Below are 15578 nucleotides of genomic sequence, written 5' to 3'. Positions count from 1 at the left end.
GGCAGATCACAGGATAGCTTTTTTGATCCGAAATTTGCAAAAAATCGAGCAATTTTGACCGCTTGTTATGTACGATATTTATTGGTTTAACTTAAAATTTCACGGCATTTGGCCGTTACTTCTTGTAATATGGCAGCATAATCGGTCTCTTTTAGTCCTATACAACCAAAGTAGTGCATTTTTACTTGTTCGATACCGCAAAAGTTAAACAGCCCGTTGCCCATGGTATGTTCGAAAGCTTGTAAAAAACCCTTTTGTTGATACTTTTCATTCGGATTACCTAAGGTAACGAATTGCTGCATTTTTTTACCTTTCAATAAACCGATGCTTTCAATTTCACCATTTTGATAAGCGAATCCATAACTTAACACTCGGTCTAAGTAACCTTTTAAGATTGCTGGAAAGCCCATCCACCACAGCGGGTAAATTAAGGTAATGACATCGGCTTGTTGCCAATATCGGTGTTCGATTTGGATTTCTGTCGGGTACTGGCCGGTGAGACTAGATTGAAATTCTTGCCAAGCTAAGTTCGGATCAAAATTTAATTGATATAAATCCCGTACGATAACTTGGTGGCCTTGGCTTGCTTGAACGGCTTGCGAAAGAAGCGCGTGGTTAAAACTTTGTGAATTCGGATGTGCATAAATAATCAGATGGTTCATCGTATTTCTCGGCTAGATAATAACGGTTCCTAATTATCGCTAAAATCTTGCTTTACGTACAAAACTTCCTCTAATTATTCTTTGACAATTATCAATCTTTCCTGTTGTTCCTCAGCAAATACCTCCTTCGAGTAATAAAAGCAGACCAGTAAAAATCGGATAATGCCGACCATTTAATTAGACTTGTAGTGGGGATGCTTTGTCCGATTTTAGCCAACAATCATTACCTCGGCGTAGTTTTTTACGTGGCCATTTTTTGAATGCGTTACAAACGGAGCAGGTAAAGCAACAAGGACATAATGCGATTCGCCCGCCTTGGACAAATCTTGCAGATTTTTATCAAAAATGCACCGCTTGTAATAACTGCATATCTGCTTGCGAAACTCAAATTATCATCAAAGGTGCTAGCGGTTATCCGGAAATAGATTTTAACCGTGGCGAATGTACTTTTTGCCAAGCTTGTGTGAAAAGTTGTGAGGCGGATGTTTTCTTAGCGATAACGGAACAACCTTGGACGCATAAAGTGGAAGTACAAGACAGTTGCTTGCTAAAACAACGTGTTGAGTGTCGCTCTTGCGGTGATAGTTGTGAAAGCCGAGCCATTCGTTTTCGTCCGGCATTGGGCGGAATTGCAAATTTAGTGCTAGATTTGACCGCTTGTAATGGTTGTGGTGCTTGTTTGAGTGTTTGTCCGACCAAAGCAATTAGAATTAATAAGGAAAATAATGAGTAATTTAGAAAGCCAGAACTGGTATGTCTGCAGTCTTGTGGTACAAGCGAAGCCAGCCAAACTTGAGCAGGTGAAAGCGGATATCTTAACGATTCCTTATGCAGAGATTCATGGTGAGAAAGCCGAAGAAGGTAAATTAGTAGTCACGCTAGAAAGTGACAGACAGCTTGCGCTTGCCGATTTAATTGAACAAGTTAAAGATATTAATGGTGTTATCGTAGTATCACTTATTTCAAATTACCTTGATGAAAAGTAAATAGACTCCCCCTCTCTGATAAAGAGGGGGACAGATTTTTTTAATTTGATCATAAATGTGGGACATTAATTATGGAACTCAATCGTAGAGATTTTATGAAAGCAAACGCGGCAATCGCTGCGGCTGCTGCGGCAGGAATGACGATTCCTGTCAAAAATGTTTATGCTGCCGATGACGGTATTAAATGGGATAAAGCACCTTGTCGTTTCTGCGGAACAGGTTGTAGCGTATTGGTAGGAACCAAAGATGGTCGTGTGGTTGCGACTCAAGGTGACCCAGATGCAGAAGTAAACCGCGGGTTAAACTGTATCAAAGGCTATTTCCTTTCCAAAATTATGTACGGTGCAGACCGTGTGCAAACGCCTTTATTACGTATGAAAGAGGGTAAATTCCATAAAGAAGGCGACTTCACGCCTGTGACTTGGGATCAGGCTTTCACTGTGATGGCGGAAAAAGTGAAAGACATCTTGAAGAAAAAAGAGCCGAATTCTGTCGGTATGTTCTCTTCGGGTCAAACCACGATTTTTGAAGGCTATGCGAAAGTCAAACTGTGGAAAGCAGGTTTGCGTTCTAACACTATCGACCCGAATGCCCGTCACTGTATGGCATCGGCAGCGGTAGCGTTTATGCGTACCTTCGGTATGGATGAACCAATGGGTTGCTATAACGACATCGAAAAAACAGATGCTTTTGTGCTTTGGGGCTCTAATATGGCGGAAATGCACCCTATTTTATGGAGCCGTATTTCTGATCGTCGTTTATCTAGTGACAATGTCCGTGTGGTAGTCATGTCTACTTTCGAACACCGTTCGTTCGAATTGGCTGACACGCCAATTATCTTTAAACCACATTCAGACTTAGCGATCCTAAACTATATCGCAAACTATATTATTCAAAATGATAAAGTAAACTGGGATTTCGTCAATAAACATACCAAGTTTAAACGTGGTGAAACCGACATCGGTTACGGCTTACGCCCAGAACATCCGCTTCAAAAAGCAGCGAAAAACGTGAAAACCGCGGGCAAAATGTACGATTCTGACTTTGAAGAATTTAAGAAAATCGTTGCTCCTTACACGCTTGAAAAAGCACACGAAATGTCTGGCGTACCGAAAGATCAGCTTGAAACACTTGCAAAAATGTATGCAGATCCGGAGAAAAATATTGTTTCTTACTGGACGATGGGCTTTAACCAACACACTCGCGGTGTGTGGGTAAACCAAATGATGTATAACGTGCATTTATTGACAGGTAAAATCTCAAAACCAGGTTGTGGACCGTTCTCTCTAACAGGTCAGCCATCGGCTTGTGGTACGGCTCGTGAAGTAGGGACTTTCGTACACCGTTTACCAGCGGATATGGTGGTCACCAACCCTAAACACGTTGAAATTGCTGAGAAAAAATGGAAATTACCAAAAGGCACGATTCCAACTGTGCCAGGCTATCCAGCAGTACAACAAAGCCGTGCATTAAAAGATGGCAAAATGAATTTCCTATGGCAGATGTGTACCAACAATATGCAAGGCGGGCCGAATATTAACGATGAGATCTTCCCAGGCTGGCGTAATCCTGAAAACTTCATCGTGGTTTCAGACCCTTACCCATCAGTTTCAGCAGTGGCAGCAGACTTAATCCTGCCAACCTGTATGTGGGTAGAAAAAGAGGGTGGTTATGGTAATGCAGAGCGTCGTACACAGTTATGGCGTCAACAAGTCAAAGGCCCAGGCGAATCTCGTTCAGACTTATGGCAAATCGTGGAATTCTCTAAATACTTCAAAACTGACGAAGTATGGGGCGAAGAATTATTAGCACAAATGCCTGAATATCGTGGCAAAACACTTTATGAAGTGCTTTACGAAAATGGCGAAGTAAACAAATTCAACGTGCCAACCGATATTCCTGGTTATCTCAATGATGAAGCGGATCACTTCGGTTACTACTTACAAAAAGGCTTGTTTGAAGAATATGCTTCATTCGGTCGCGGTCACGGTCACGACTTAGCCTCATTCGACACTTATCACCAAGTGCGCGGTTTACGCTGGCCAGTGGTGAAAGATGAAAAAACAGGCGAATTTAAAGAGACCTTATGGCGTTATCGTGAAGGCTTCGACCCGTATGTGAAAGCGGGCGAAGACGTAGCATTCTATGGATACCCAGACAAAAAAGCGATTATCTTAGGTGTGCCGTATGAGGGCCCTGCGGAAAGCCCAGACGAAGAGTACGATTTATGGCTCTGTACAGGTCGTGTGTTAGAACACTGGCACACAGGCACAATGACTCGTCGCGTACCTGAATTGCACCGTGCATTCCCGAACAACCTTGTTTGGATGCACCCAGCAGATGCGAAAAAACGTGGTTTACGCCACGGTGATAAAGTGAAATTGATTACCCGTCGCGGTGAAATGATTTCACACTTAGACACCCGCGGTCGTAACAAATGCCCAGAAGGTTTGATTTTCACCACCTTCTTCGATGCAGGTCAGTTAGCAAATAAATTAACTTTAGATGCAACCGACCCTATTTCAGGCGAAACCGATTACAAAAAATGTGCGGTGAAAGTGGTTAAAGCATAAAAAATGGAGGGTGTGTGAATTTGAAAAATTCACGCACGCTTTGCAAAATTTATTGAAAATTTAACCGCTTGCGTGCGTGGAATTTCATTCCACACACCTTACAAACAAAGGAAACGCTATGAAACTAGATCCAAACCGCCGTCAATTTTTGAAAAATGTGACACGAACTGCGGCGGGGGTATGTGGAGCAGGCGTTATTCTTGGATTGCAACAACAGCAAGCTAAGGCGAAAGAAGGCGTGGCTCTGCGTCCACCTGGGGCGTTACCAGAAAACGAATTCTTAGCCGCTTGTACCCGTTGTGGGCAGTGTGTGCAGGCGTGTCCTTACGATATGTTGCACTTAGCTTCGCTGATTGCTCCGATGGAAGCAGGAACGCCGTATTTTGTGGCACGCGATAAGCCTTGCGAAATGTGTCCCGATATTCCTTGTATGAATGCTTGTCCAAGTGGTGCATTAAGCGAAGAGCTTAAAAATATCAACGATGCCCGTATGGGCTTGGCTGTGTTACTTGACCACGAAACCTGCCTCAACTGGCAAGGATTGCGTTGCGATGTGTGCTACCGAGTTTGTCCGCTGATTGACAAGGCGATTACGCTTGAGAATGTCCGTAACGATCGCACAGGCATTCACGCCAAACTGATTCCAACCGTGCATTCTGATGCTTGCACAGGCTGCGGTAAATGTGAACAAGCATGTGTGTTGGAAGAGGCGGCGATTAAAGTACTTCCAATGGATTTAGCCAAAGGCTTGCTCGGTCGCCATTATCGCTTAGGTTGGAAAGAGAAACAGAATGCAGGTAAAGCTCTAATTGAGGAACAGCACCCTGATGGATTGCGTCCGCAGTTTGAGGCAAGAATGCCAGAGGGGATGAGTGAAGCAAGCTATAAACCAATGCAAGTGAAGCCAAATCAGAAAGTGGCAACACCAAGCCGTGCTTCTATGGATTATGTGCCAAGTTCAACCACTGTGCCAGAAGCGGAACATTTCCCAAATTTAGACTTAAACATTAAGGGGGTGAAATAGTGGCAGTTGCTCCAAAATATACCCCAAATAAACCCAAAGATGCGGGCTTAGAAGCTCGGCAAAAATTGGGATGGTGGCGAGCTTATCGCTTCCTGATTTTAAGACGGCTCAGCCAAGTGAGCATCATTTTGATGTTTTTGAGCGGGCCGATGTGGAATGTCTGGATCTTAAAAGGCAATTATAGCTCGAGTATGTTATTCGACACAGTGCCGTTGACTGATCCGCTGATTACCGCAGAAAGTTTAGCCACAGGTTATTTGCCTGAAATGACTACGCTTATCGGTGCATTCATCATCGTGCTGTTTTATGCGGTGGTAGCAAGCAAAGCATTTTGCAGTTGGGTTTGCCCAATGAATATAGTGACCGATTCCGCTGCGTGGTTCAGACGCAAATTCGGCATTCGTCAATCGCTAAAAATCTCCCGCGAATTACGTTATGTGATTCTAGGTGTGATTTTAGTCGGCAGTGCTTTCACAGGCTCGCTGCTGTGGGAATGGATTAACCCCGTCGCTGCTCTTGGACGTGTTTTTGTTTATGGCTTAGGAGCAACGCTCTGGCTAGTCGCAGTGATTTTCCTGTTCGACTTGCTGGTTGCCGAACATGGCTGGTGTGGCCACCTCTGCCCAATTGGGGCAACTTATGCATTGATTGGTGCAAAAAGTGTCGTGAAAGTAAATGTAGTGGATCGTAACCGTTGTGACCGCTGTATGGATTGTTACAACGTATGTCCGGAGCCTCAAGTATTGAGAGTTCCGCTACACGGTAAACCGGAAGACAGCACCGTTGTGCTTTCGAAAGATTGTATTAGCTGCGGACGTTGTATTGATGTATGTGCAGAGAAGGTCTTTGCATTCGGTACACGTTTTCAAGGCAGTATTGAAGTGAAAAATGTTTAATAAAGCCCAGTAAAGGGACATTCCTTTCGTCCGTTTACAGGAGAAAGATAGGCAGAAATTGCGTTAGGCAATTTCTAGTATAGAAGGGGAAGCAGTTTAAATTTTATCCTATTTTGCAAAAGCCCTCTCCCTCCGAAAATCCTACAGATTTTCTCCACCCTCTCCCGTAAACGGGCGAGGGGAAGGTATAGACCAATTTTTAATTTTTAAAACGGAGTGATTTAACATGAGAAAATATCTCACCCTCTTATTGACCGCATTGGCGGGTTTTGCCGTGGCGGAAACGCAAGTGGCAAAAAGTATTGATAGCACAGTGGAAAGTGTTGCCCCTGCTTATACCAATGCACAGAAAGATGCAGGCAACATTCCTGTGACTTTCCCTCACCAACCGCCGCTTGTTCCACATAGTATTCGTGGTTTACAAGTAACGAAAAATACCAACCAATGCTTAGGTTGTCACAGCCCTGAAGTTGCGCCGACAACCGGTGCGACACGTGTGCCGGCAAGCCACTTTATGGATCGTGACGGTAAACCGACGGAAGGAACTTCACCACGTCGTTACTTCTGCCTACAGTGCCACGTGCAACAAACGGACGTAAATCCGATTATTCAAAATAAATTTGACACGATTCGTCAGACACAAAGTAAATAAGGAGAAAGGTGATGATTAAGAAATTTTGGAACTGGTTCCGTACGCCGAGCAAAATGGCTGCCGGTACACTCATTATCATTTCTGCGATTGGCGGTATTTTAGCGTGGGGCGGTTTTAACCAAGGTTTAGAACATACCAATACCGAACAATTTTGTTCAGACTGTCATATGAATGACGTAGTACCTGAATATCGTGCTTCGGCTCACTACTCAAACCGTAGCGGTGTGAAAGCTATCTGTTCAGATTGTCACGTGCCACACGAATTCCTTGATAAGTGGAAACGTAAAATCATCGCTTCAAAAGAAGTGTATGCACACTTTACCGGTAAAGTGAATACCAAAGAAAAATTCGAAGCACATCGTTTAGAAATGGCAGAGCGTGAGTGGGCGCGTATGAAAGCTAACGATTCGCAAGAGTGCCGTAACTGCCATAACTTTGAAGATATGGACTTTACTCAACAGAAAACTGTGGCGCAAAAAATGCACGCAATGGCACAAGATCAGGGCAAAACCTGTATCGACTGTCATAAAGGTATTGCACACAACCTTCCACATATGGAAAAAATTCAAAAGAGCTTCATTCCTGAAGATATGTTGAAAAAAGAACAACCAGCGGAAGGCAAATAATAAGCGGTCGGATTTTTATTCGATTTTACGATCCCCGAGTACGGTGTACTTGGGGATTTTTTTGCGAATTATGCTATACTTTGTGCAATTTTTGTTACGGAACAATCCTTTATGAAACACAGTTTAACTCCTTTCCATACTTTCCATTTACCGGCAAATGCAAGCAAAATCGTTGAATTCAGCAGTGCCGAACAATTACTTAACGAATGGCAGACCGCCGTAAACAATCATCAACCGGTACTGATTTTAGGGCAGGGCTCAAATGTGATTTTCTTAGATGATTTTGACGGTTGCGTATTCATCAATAAATTAAAAGGTATCGAACATCACGAAGATGAACAATTCCATTATTTGCATGTGCAAGGCGGTGAAAATTGGCATGAACTGGTGAAATGGACCTTGGCAAACAATATTGCCGGCCTCGAGAACTTAGCGCTCATTCCAGGGGTCGCCGGTTCTACTCCAATTCAAAATATCGGTGCTTACGGGGTGGAATTTGAACGTGCGTGTGATTTTGTCGAAGTGCTGAATTTACGCACCGGCGACATTTTCCGTTTAACCAAACAAGAGTGCCAATTCGGTTATCGTGAAAGTGTGTTTAAACACCAGTACAAAGATGAATTTGCGATTCTCTCGGTCGGAATCAAATTGGCAAAAGCATGGCAGCCGGTATTAAGTTACGGTTCATTAACTCAATTTGATCCGCAACGTGTAACGCCTCAACAAGTGTTTGACGAAGTGTGTGCGGTTCGTTCGGCAAAATTACCGAATCCGGACGAGTTTGGTAATGCTGGTAGTTTCTTCAAGAACCCAGTCATTGAGGCTGCAAAATTTGCGCAAATTCAGACCGCTTACCCGAATATTCCAAACTATCCACAAACAGACGGCACAATAAAATTAGCGGCAGGCTGGTTAATTGATCAATGTGAGTTGAAAGGCTTCCAAGTAGGCGGTGCGGCAGTACATGAAAAACAAGCGTTGGTACTGATTAATAAGCAAGCGGCAATCGGCTCAGATGTAGTGGCGTTAGCCAAAGAAGTGCGTAGCCGAGTGCGTGAAAAGTTTGGGGTCGAGCTGCATCCGGAAGTACGTTTTATGGGTAAAAATGGCGAAGTGAATAGCGAAGAAGTCACGAGATAACCAAAGTAATGAGCAAATTAAACCAATCTCAGATCCAAACGGCGTTATTGTGCGGGCAAGCGGTGGTGTTTGATGAAATTGATTCGACCAACGAATATCTGATTAAACATTATCAAAGCTTACCGCAAGGCTCGGTTTGTTTAGCCGAGCAACAAACTGCTGGCAGAGGCAGACGTGGGCGTACTTGGTATTCGCCACAAAGTGAAAATGTCTATTTTTCGATTTTGTGGCATTACCCAACCGAAGACGCTGCGCATATTTCCTCTCTGAGTTTGGTCATTTCGCTGATTATTGCCGAAAGTTTGCAAGCGCAACAGGTTGAAAATATCCAAATCAAATGGCCGAATGATATTTATTTTTGCGGAAAAAAAATGGGCGGGATTCTGATTGAAACCAAAGCGGATCGCAGCGGTATTCATTTAGTAATCGGTATCGGTCTAAATTTAGGGATGACTCAAGTTGACGAAAATATCGTGACCCAAGCATGGGCTGATTTATCCGACTATCAATTTGATCGCAATGCACTGGTGTGTCGCCTCGCTTATGAATTGCAAAAAAATCTCAAAATTTACCCGCTTGTTGGCTTTGAACATTATGCCGAGCGTTGGCAAGTATTTGATATTTTTCGTGATCAAGCGGTAAAGCTGGTCACGGAAGGCAGTGAAATTCACGGTATTTCACGTGGTATCAATCAAAACGGTGAGTTACTGCTGGAACAAAAGGGGGGGATTACCCCATTCGGCATTGGTGAAATGTCATTGCGCTCTGACGAAACTTAATAATCTTTAGACAAGCGGTCAATTTTTTGTAAAGTTTTGCAAGAATCGGACCACTTGTCTTTTCCTGATTTATAATTTGTGCTTTTACGAAGAGGAAAGCAATATGAATCCAACATTTTCTCCATTATTTGAAAGCTATAAATTAAATAACGGCGTTGAAATTAAAAATCGTTTAGTGGTGGCACCTATGACCCATTTTGGTTCAAATCCGGATGGTACTTTAGGTCAAAACGAACATAACTTTATTGAAAACCGTGCTGGCGATATCGGTATGTTTATTTTAGCCGCTACGCTGGTGCAAGACGGCGGTAAAGCGTTCCACGGTCAGCCGGAAGCAATTCATATCGCCCAATTACCGAGTTTGAAACAAACCGCCGATCTGATTAAAGCACAAGGTGCGAAAGCAATTTTACAAATTCATCACGGCGGTAAACTTGCTTTAACCGAATTACTGAACGGTAAAGATAAAATCTCAGCAAGTGCGGATGAAGAAACCGGTACACGTGCGGCGACGGTAGCGGAAATCGAGTCATTAATTACGGCATTTGCCAATGCAACCGCATTAGCGATTGAAGCCGGTTTTGACGGGGTGGAAATCCACGGGGTGAATAATTACTTAATTCAGCAGTTCTATTCTGGCCACTCTAACCGCCGTGAAGACGAATGGGGCGGCTCACGTGAAAAACGTATGCGTTTCCCATTAGCGGTGGTGGATGCAGTAGTTGCCGAAAAACAAAAAGCGGCAAAATCGGATTTCATTATCGGTTATCGCTTCTCGCCGGAAGAACCGGAAGAGTTAGGCTTAACCATGGAAGACACTTTCGCATTAGTTGATGCGATAATCGCAAAACCGTTGCAATATTTACATATCTCATTATGGGATTTCTACAAACAGGCTCGTCGTGGTGCAGATGTGAATATCAGCCGTATGCAATTAATTCACGAACGTATTGCAGGTAAATTACCGCTTATCGGTGTAGGTAACTTATTCAGTGCGGAACAAATCGCACAAGCATTTAATACCGGTTGGGCGGAATTTATCGCATTAGGTAAAACTGTGATGATTAACCCGACAATTGCCACATTAATTAAACAGGGGCGTGAAACGGAAATCGTAACGGAACTTGATCCGAATAAAGCGGATCAATATGGTATCCACGGTATTTTATGGGATCTATGTGTTCAGGGCGGTGCTTGGTTACCACCGGTAAAAGGTCAAGAATGGCAACCGTTAGATAGATAAATAGCGATAGGAAATCTTTATGCATAAAACCATGCAACAAAAAGCGGCGGAAGCACATAATATGTGTAAGGTGAAAGGCGATTCAATGTTGGATAATAGCGACCACCAAATTGCCTTTGAAGCGCTGTATGATAGTGAAGAACAAGCGTAGCAAGCGGTTGAATTTTTCACAGAAAAAGCAAAATCGGTGGAAACCGAAGCTTGTGTTATTCAACATAATATTAGCCAAGTTGAAGACGGTTTTTTAATGCAAATGCAGATTGAATTTAGTTGTCAGGCAGAAGTAGTATTATTCCAAATGGCGGTTAGATAAAAATAAAGGGGCAACAAATGTTGTCCCTTATTTTTTGGTTTATGATTTAACCACAGAAAACACAGATTGTACGTAATATATTTAGCCCTAATAGCGATTTTCTGTGTAATCAGTGTATTCCGTGGTTAGAAATAAATCGTTTAGCTTTTAAACATTGGTAACATTTCGTACATTGAAAGGAAATGGAACACCGCGGTACAAACACCGAATAAGAATACCAGTCCAATCATAAACAGATTACCTTTTTTCGCTTTATAGACTAATAACGCTGGAATCATACAAGTCCAAAGGGTTGCTACCGCACCTGCATAACCAATCGCTTTTAAGAAACCGAGTGGCGAAAGTAACGAGAAAACTAATGGTGGTAAGAAAGTCACCGCCCATGCTTTTGTTCTGCCAGATTTACTATTATCAAATTTAAAGAAATCTGCCAAGAAATCAAATGTACCTAGTCCAACTCCGATAAAAGAAGACAGAATTGCCGCCATAGAAAACGCATTAATCGCTTGTTTCACATATGGTGATTGCACTACTTCACCAATCGTATTTAATAATACGTCTAAATCACCGTTACTTGCGATAACCGGCGCAAATTGCGCGCGTGGTAAATTGCCGAAAATGCTGATTACCCAAAGTAAATAAAGCACTAAAGCAATCAGTGTACCGCCGGCAATTGCATATTTCGCTTTCTTCACTTCACCGTAATAAGCGCGCATTGAAGAGACAGAATGATGGTAACCGAAAGAGGTTAATGCAACCGGTAACATCGCTAACGCATATTTGGCGTATTTACCGCTATCGTTTTGCTGATCGAATAAGATATTGCTATCAATATTGCTGACTAAGCCCGAGATACTGAATGTAAACGACAATGCCATAAAAATAATTAATAACACAGAAATGCGATCAACTAAACGAGTAGAGTGCCATACAAAGAACGAGAAAATCAGCACGAATAGCGCAGACCAGATACGAGATCCGAATTCACCGAAATCAATCGCTGACTTGGTTAGGTTCTCTAAAATTCCACCGGAAGCGGTCGTGTAAGCGTAAAGTAAAATCCCGCCGACAAAATAGACCGCAAGGTTATTTAACGCATTAATTTTATTACCTAATAAGTCTTTGGTAACGGTATTGAATGAAGCTCGTAGATCGTAGTTTTTATAGACATCAAGTAATAACCAGCCGGAAAATGTCATCACAATCATGGTGAAAGCCAGTGCAAGAATAGACCACATTGTCCAGGCTCCCGCACCGGAAGTTGGGAGTCCAAGCATACCTGCTCCTACGCAGACACCTGCGATGATACAAGCGCCACCAAAAAGTGTTGGCTGTTTTTTCATAAAATATCCTATTGAAGTAGTACATTAAAGTAATAGTATTCTGCCATAAACTAACTTATTAAAAAATAGTCTTATAGAGAAAAAGAGTATTTTTATCATGGTAAAACGCTATTTTCCGCTAAATAGTGAATACTAAAACTTTACGCTTTTGAATAGATTGTCTAAAACAGATCCAAAATTGGATCCAAAGGAACTTATTATGTTGAAGATGAACGATCTTTCTAAAGTAACTAACACGCCTAAATCAACCATTCTTTATTACATTAAAGAGGGATTGTTACCAGAACCTTTGAAAGATAAGCCAAACTTTCACTTATATGATGAAAGTAATATCCAATTAATTGAATTTATCAAATATCTTCAAGCAAACTTTAATGCAACCATTTCACAGATTAAAACGGTTTTTGCTCAGCCGGATTTTGATCTGAATAATCCTTATAAAAGCTTAATGGGATCGTTAGATATTTTAAACGGTACGGAAGGTGAACGTTTATTAGTGAGTGAGATCTGTGCGGAGTTCGGTATTACTGAAGTCGAACTAAATGAATTTGTAGAAATGGGGTTAATTAACCCGACCCATGGCGATTTTAGTGCTAAAGATCGTGATATGTTGGCTATTCTCAGCCAATGTGATGCGCAGGAATTTCAATTATTAGAAAGTTATGCGGAAGTGGCGAAAAATTTAGCTCGTCAAGAAATGGCAATCGGCGGGGAAATCTTGATGCAAGAAGAGGGTCAAGAAGAGCGTTTGAAACACTTTTTCAATATTTTATTGCTATTAAAGCCATATATCTTAAATTCGCAATTGGTGAAGTATTAACTCTTACTTTTCACTATTTGTGCGATATTAATTATATTACAAGCGGTCAAATTTGCAGAAAATTTTGCAAATTTGACCGCTTGTTTTGATTAAGGCAGTTCAGGGAACAGCATTTTTAACACGGCTTTGGTTAAGCGGCGAGATTTTCCTTGGTAAGGGAAAATATGCATCATCATCATCGGATTAAAGTTCGCTTCAATCACACCCCATGAACGCAGAGACGGCTCGGCGGCTTTGGTTAAACCCGGAATGATTAAATCCACGCCACATACTTTTGCCCCCATCGCTTTGGCGATACCGACCGCTAATTGTTTATAGCTATCGTGCATTTGATCGGTCATGTCAATTGAATCGCCACCGGTACTGATATTAGAGTTGGCACGTAATTGTACGATTTGTCCTTCAGCCGGAATCGAATCAGGTGTTAAACCTTGCTCTTTAAGCTGAAGCAATTCAATGTCACCGAGGGCGATTTTTTTCAATGGTGAACGAGAGCCATCACCTCGTAGCGAATCGCTGTTTTTCGCTTCCACCAATTCACGCACCGTATGTATGCCATCACCTTTTACATTCGCCGGCACACGCAACAATACCGCTAGAGTTTCATCGCCTAGCACAAAGAAACGATATTCGGTACCGACTAAATAGTCTTCCACCATCACTTCTTTATCTTCACGGAAGGCAATTTCAATCGCTTTGGCAAAATCGGCTTTATCCGTCACGCCTTGTTGGAAAATCGTAATGCCCAAACCGTAATTGGTCGATTTCGGCTTAATCACCACCGCTTTACCTTCAAATAACGGATAGTGCGCCACCGCTTGTTCTACAGAGATAAATTCAACACTTTTCGGCACATTAAAACCGGCTTTTGCTAACACTTTTTTGGTCACGACTTTATTTTCCATAATTAATGGAGAAATGTACTGATCGTGACTGGTCATATTGCCGTTTTTCACATATTCGAGATGATCACCGAATTTAAGTGCGAGGAACTGATCGTTTTCATCCAGCAATTCGATCTGTAAGCCTTGTTGGATCGCATCAAATAATAAAGCCTGTGTAGAAAGCTCCATATTATCGAAAGCGGAAATCGCATAAAAACGCTCGAACGCTTGCGCTTTATATTGTTGAGCAAGTTTTGCTCCGAGTGCTTTATAGCTGCCAGTTTGTTCAATTGCTGCTAATAAACGACCGTTTACCGTTTGGCTCGGATCAACAAATTGAGCTAGTTTTTGTTGTAATAAATCTTTCTCGCTTTGTGGTGCCGAAAGATCTTCTAACATTGCCAGCATTAGGTTAAGGATAGCTTCACCCTCTGCTTGGAACGCAGTGTGCGCACGAGGATCTTCAAGCGCAACTTGGTATAGTTTTTGTTTACCAAGCTCGACTTCTTTTTGACCGCTTGTTTCATCTATCCATAGCATAGCGAGTAAGAATAGATGAATAAATTTGGCATCGGCGAGCTCGATACCGTAAGGCGAGAACGGGTTGAGATCAAATAAACGGAATTCAGCATATTTAACCCCTTTCTCAAGCAATTCACGTACTTTTTTTGCCCCACGTAAACGTACGTTTGAATAGAATTCTTTTTCCGCTAATAAATCACCGCTTGCCACAAAATGTTCTAGCGATTCGACATATTCTTGCAAGCTATCGTGATTGATCACTACATGAGGCGCATTGACATAGCCATACGGACTAGAACGTAAACTACGTACTAATTGTCCTTCTGCAAGCGGTCGATTTTCGCCAAAATATTGCGCCTCTACGGTTGGTGTTGCAGCCAGCAAATAGACCAGAATCCATTGATAACGTAAAAAGTTATTGGCTAATTTCATATATAATGCATTGCGGAACGCAATTTTATCGCTGTATTCCGTTTGTAATGCAAATGCGCTCTCGACAAACTCGTCAGAAATTTGGAAATTGTAGTGGATACCGCTCACCATTTGCTTGTATTTGCCATAAATGGCAGAAAGGTGTTCACGATATTTCACGTCCCATTCGTTATCTAATTGTGCTTCTTTGATCTCGGATTCCGGCGGTAAACCGGCAGGCATACTGAATGGGAAAATATATTCATCGTCAGGCAACGAGCGTAACGTTACCTCGTGAATAGCCGATAGCCAACGATATGTGTCTTCCAATTTATCGTTTGGCGGTGTGATTAGCTCAAGTTGGCTTTCTGCAAAATCGGTTTGAATATATGGATGATAACTGCGGTTACCAAAAACGCTAGGATGAGCAGTTGGAACAATATTCCCTTTATTATCAATGCGTTGGCTTTCTTTCTCAATGCCAAATTTGCCTTGTTGGAACAGTAAACCAAGTTGATGAGTTTTAATTAGTTGTTGTAATTTCATAGCTTTCCCTTTCGCGACAAATGCGTTAGACGAAGTTTTGCTCTTAAAATAACATACTTTTTTAATTGGTTTTATAGCCGATTGATAAGATAGTAGATTATTTGGTTATAAAAAAGCACGATTTTTATAATGATCTGCCCCCCAAAGGTTGGACTAAA

14 protein-coding genes and 1 pseudogene are annotated in these 15578 nt (G+C 42.1%); 12 read left to right on the top strand and 3 right to left on the bottom strand.

Features of this window, described 5'->3' with window-relative positions; genetic code table 11:
* Positions 1-86 precede the first annotated feature (86 nt).
* On the bottom strand, positions 87-662 hold the full coding sequence (locus HMPREF0027_RS10970) for an NAD(P)H-dependent oxidoreductase (protein WP_005625255.1): 576 nt from the start codon (positions 660-662) through the stop codon (positions 87-89).
* A 199-nt stretch (positions 663-861) separates the two neighbouring features.
* Between HMPREF0027_RS10970 and napF the strand changes: the two genes are divergently transcribed.
* The 11 genes and pseudogenes from napF (at position 862) to HMPREF0027_RS10915 (ending at position 10894) form a co-directional block, all read left to right on the top strand.
* Positions 862-1395 (top strand): ferredoxin-type protein NapF, encoded by a 534-nt coding sequence (gene napF, locus HMPREF0027_RS10965; protein ID WP_005625253.1) that lies wholly within the window; start codon positions 862-864, stop codon positions 1393-1395.
* Positions 1388-1648, top strand: a complete 261-nt coding sequence (locus tag HMPREF0027_RS10960) for a chaperone NapD (RefSeq protein WP_005625252.1) — start codon at positions 1388-1390, stop codon at positions 1646-1648. Before napF ends, HMPREF0027_RS10960 begins: the two co-directional genes overlap by 8 nt.
* Positions 1649-1719: 71 nt before the next feature.
* Positions 1720-4221, top strand: coding sequence for a nitrate reductase catalytic subunit NapA (gene napA, locus HMPREF0027_RS10955; RefSeq protein WP_005625251.1), 2502 nt, complete (start codon positions 1720-1722; stop codon positions 4219-4221).
* Between the two features lie 118 nt (positions 4222-4339).
* A complete protein-coding gene (gene napG / locus HMPREF0027_RS10950) occupies positions 4340-5245 on the top strand; it encodes a ferredoxin-type protein NapG (RefSeq protein WP_005625250.1) in 906 nt (301 codons plus the stop codon).
* Positions 5245-6141, top strand: a complete 897-nt coding sequence (gene napH / locus HMPREF0027_RS10945) for a quinol dehydrogenase ferredoxin subunit NapH (protein ID WP_005625249.1) — start codon at positions 5245-5247, stop codon at positions 6139-6141. Before napG ends, napH begins: the two co-directional genes overlap by 1 nt.
* Before the next feature lie 226 nt (positions 6142-6367).
* Complete coding sequence (locus HMPREF0027_RS10940) at positions 6368-6793, top strand: nitrate reductase cytochrome c-type subunit (RefSeq protein ID WP_005625247.1); 426 nt, start codon at positions 6368-6370, stop codon at positions 6791-6793.
* A gap of 11 nt (positions 6794-6804) precedes the next feature.
* Complete coding sequence (locus tag HMPREF0027_RS10935) at positions 6805-7419, top strand: cytochrome c3 family protein (RefSeq protein WP_005625245.1); 615 nt, start codon at positions 6805-6807, stop codon at positions 7417-7419.
* An 87-nt stretch (positions 7420-7506) separates the two neighbouring features.
* Positions 7507-8559: a UDP-N-acetylmuramate dehydrogenase gene (murB, locus tag HMPREF0027_RS10930; protein WP_276324253.1), complete on the top strand. Its 1053-nt coding sequence runs from the start codon at positions 7507-7509 to the stop codon at positions 8557-8559.
* An 8-nt stretch (positions 8560-8567) separates the two neighbouring features.
* Positions 8568-9338, top strand: coding sequence for a biotin--[acetyl-CoA-carboxylase] ligase (locus HMPREF0027_RS10925; RefSeq protein ID WP_005625240.1), 771 nt, complete (start codon positions 8568-8570; stop codon positions 9336-9338).
* A gap of 103 nt (positions 9339-9441) precedes the next feature.
* A complete protein-coding gene (locus HMPREF0027_RS10920; RefSeq protein WP_005625238.1) occupies positions 9442-10581 on the top strand; it encodes an NADH-dependent flavin oxidoreductase in 1140 nt (379 codons plus the stop codon).
* A 19-nt stretch (positions 10582-10600) separates the two neighbouring features.
* Positions 10601-10894, top strand: a pseudogene (locus tag HMPREF0027_RS10915) (YfcZ/YiiS family protein).
* 140 nt (positions 10895-11034) lie between these two features.
* Here HMPREF0027_RS10915 and HMPREF0027_RS10910 read toward each other — a convergent pair.
* Positions 11035-12237, bottom strand: a complete 1203-nt coding sequence (locus HMPREF0027_RS10910; RefSeq protein ID WP_005625231.1) for an aromatic amino acid transporter — start codon at positions 12235-12237, stop codon at positions 11035-11037.
* 199 nt (positions 12238-12436) lie between these two features.
* On the opposite strand from HMPREF0027_RS10910, the gene HMPREF0027_RS10905 reads away from it, so the two are divergent.
* Positions 12437-13057, top strand: coding sequence for a MerR family transcriptional regulator (locus HMPREF0027_RS10905; RefSeq protein WP_044024528.1), 621 nt, complete (start codon positions 12437-12439; stop codon positions 13055-13057).
* A gap of 89 nt (positions 13058-13146) precedes the next feature.
* Here HMPREF0027_RS10905 and gshAB read toward each other — a convergent pair whose 3' ends face one another.
* Positions 13147-15420: a bifunctional glutamate--cysteine ligase GshA/glutathione synthetase GshB gene (gshAB, locus tag HMPREF0027_RS10900; RefSeq protein WP_005625227.1), complete on the bottom strand. Its 2274-nt coding sequence runs from the start codon at positions 15418-15420 to the stop codon at positions 13147-13149.
* Positions 15421-15578: the final 158 nt, after the last annotated feature.

The sequence above is a fragment of the Actinobacillus ureae ATCC 25976 genome (assembly GCF_000188255.1).
Lineage (GTDB): Bacteria > Pseudomonadota > Gammaproteobacteria > Enterobacterales > Pasteurellaceae > Actinobacillus > Actinobacillus ureae.
The sequence above is the reverse complement of the archived record's forward strand: the minus strand, read 5'-3'. Positions and strand labels throughout refer to the sequence as shown.

Bases quoted from the DNA above. Each gene is read 5' to 3' on its own strand.
- napA (WP_005625251.1), top strand. From the start codon at position 1,720: ATGGAACTCAATCGTAGAGATTTTATGAAAGCAAACGCGGCAATCGCT.
- HMPREF0027_RS10925 (WP_005625240.1), top strand. From the start codon at position 8,568: ATGAGCAAATTAAACCAATCTCAGATCCAAACGGCGTTATTGTGCGGG.
- HMPREF0027_RS10970 (WP_005625255.1), bottom strand. From the start codon at position 662: ATGAACCATCTGATTATTTATGCACATCCGAATTCACAAAGTTTTAAC.
- napG (WP_005625250.1), top strand. From the start codon at position 4,340: ATGAAACTAGATCCAAACCGCCGTCAATTTTTGAAAAATGTGACACGA.
- gshAB (WP_005625227.1), bottom strand. From the start codon at position 15,420: ATGAAATTACAACAACTAATTAAAACTCATCAACTTGGTTTACTGTTC.
- HMPREF0027_RS10910 (WP_005625231.1), bottom strand. From the start codon at position 12,237: ATGAAAAAACAGCCAACACTTTTTGGTGGCGCTTGTATCATCGCAGGT.
- HMPREF0027_RS10920 (WP_005625238.1), top strand. From the start codon at position 9,442: ATGAATCCAACATTTTCTCCATTATTTGAAAGCTATAAATTAAATAAC.
- HMPREF0027_RS10905 (WP_044024528.1), top strand. From the start codon at position 12,437: ATGTTGAAGATGAACGATCTTTCTAAAGTAACTAACACGCCTAAATCA.
- HMPREF0027_RS10960 (WP_005625252.1), top strand. From the start codon at position 1,388: ATGAGTAATTTAGAAAGCCAGAACTGGTATGTCTGCAGTCTTGTGGTA.
- HMPREF0027_RS10935 (WP_005625245.1), top strand. From the start codon at position 6,805: ATGATTAAGAAATTTTGGAACTGGTTCCGTACGCCGAGCAAAATGGCT.
- HMPREF0027_RS10940 (WP_005625247.1), top strand. From the start codon at position 6,368: ATGAGAAAATATCTCACCCTCTTATTGACCGCATTGGCGGGTTTTGCC.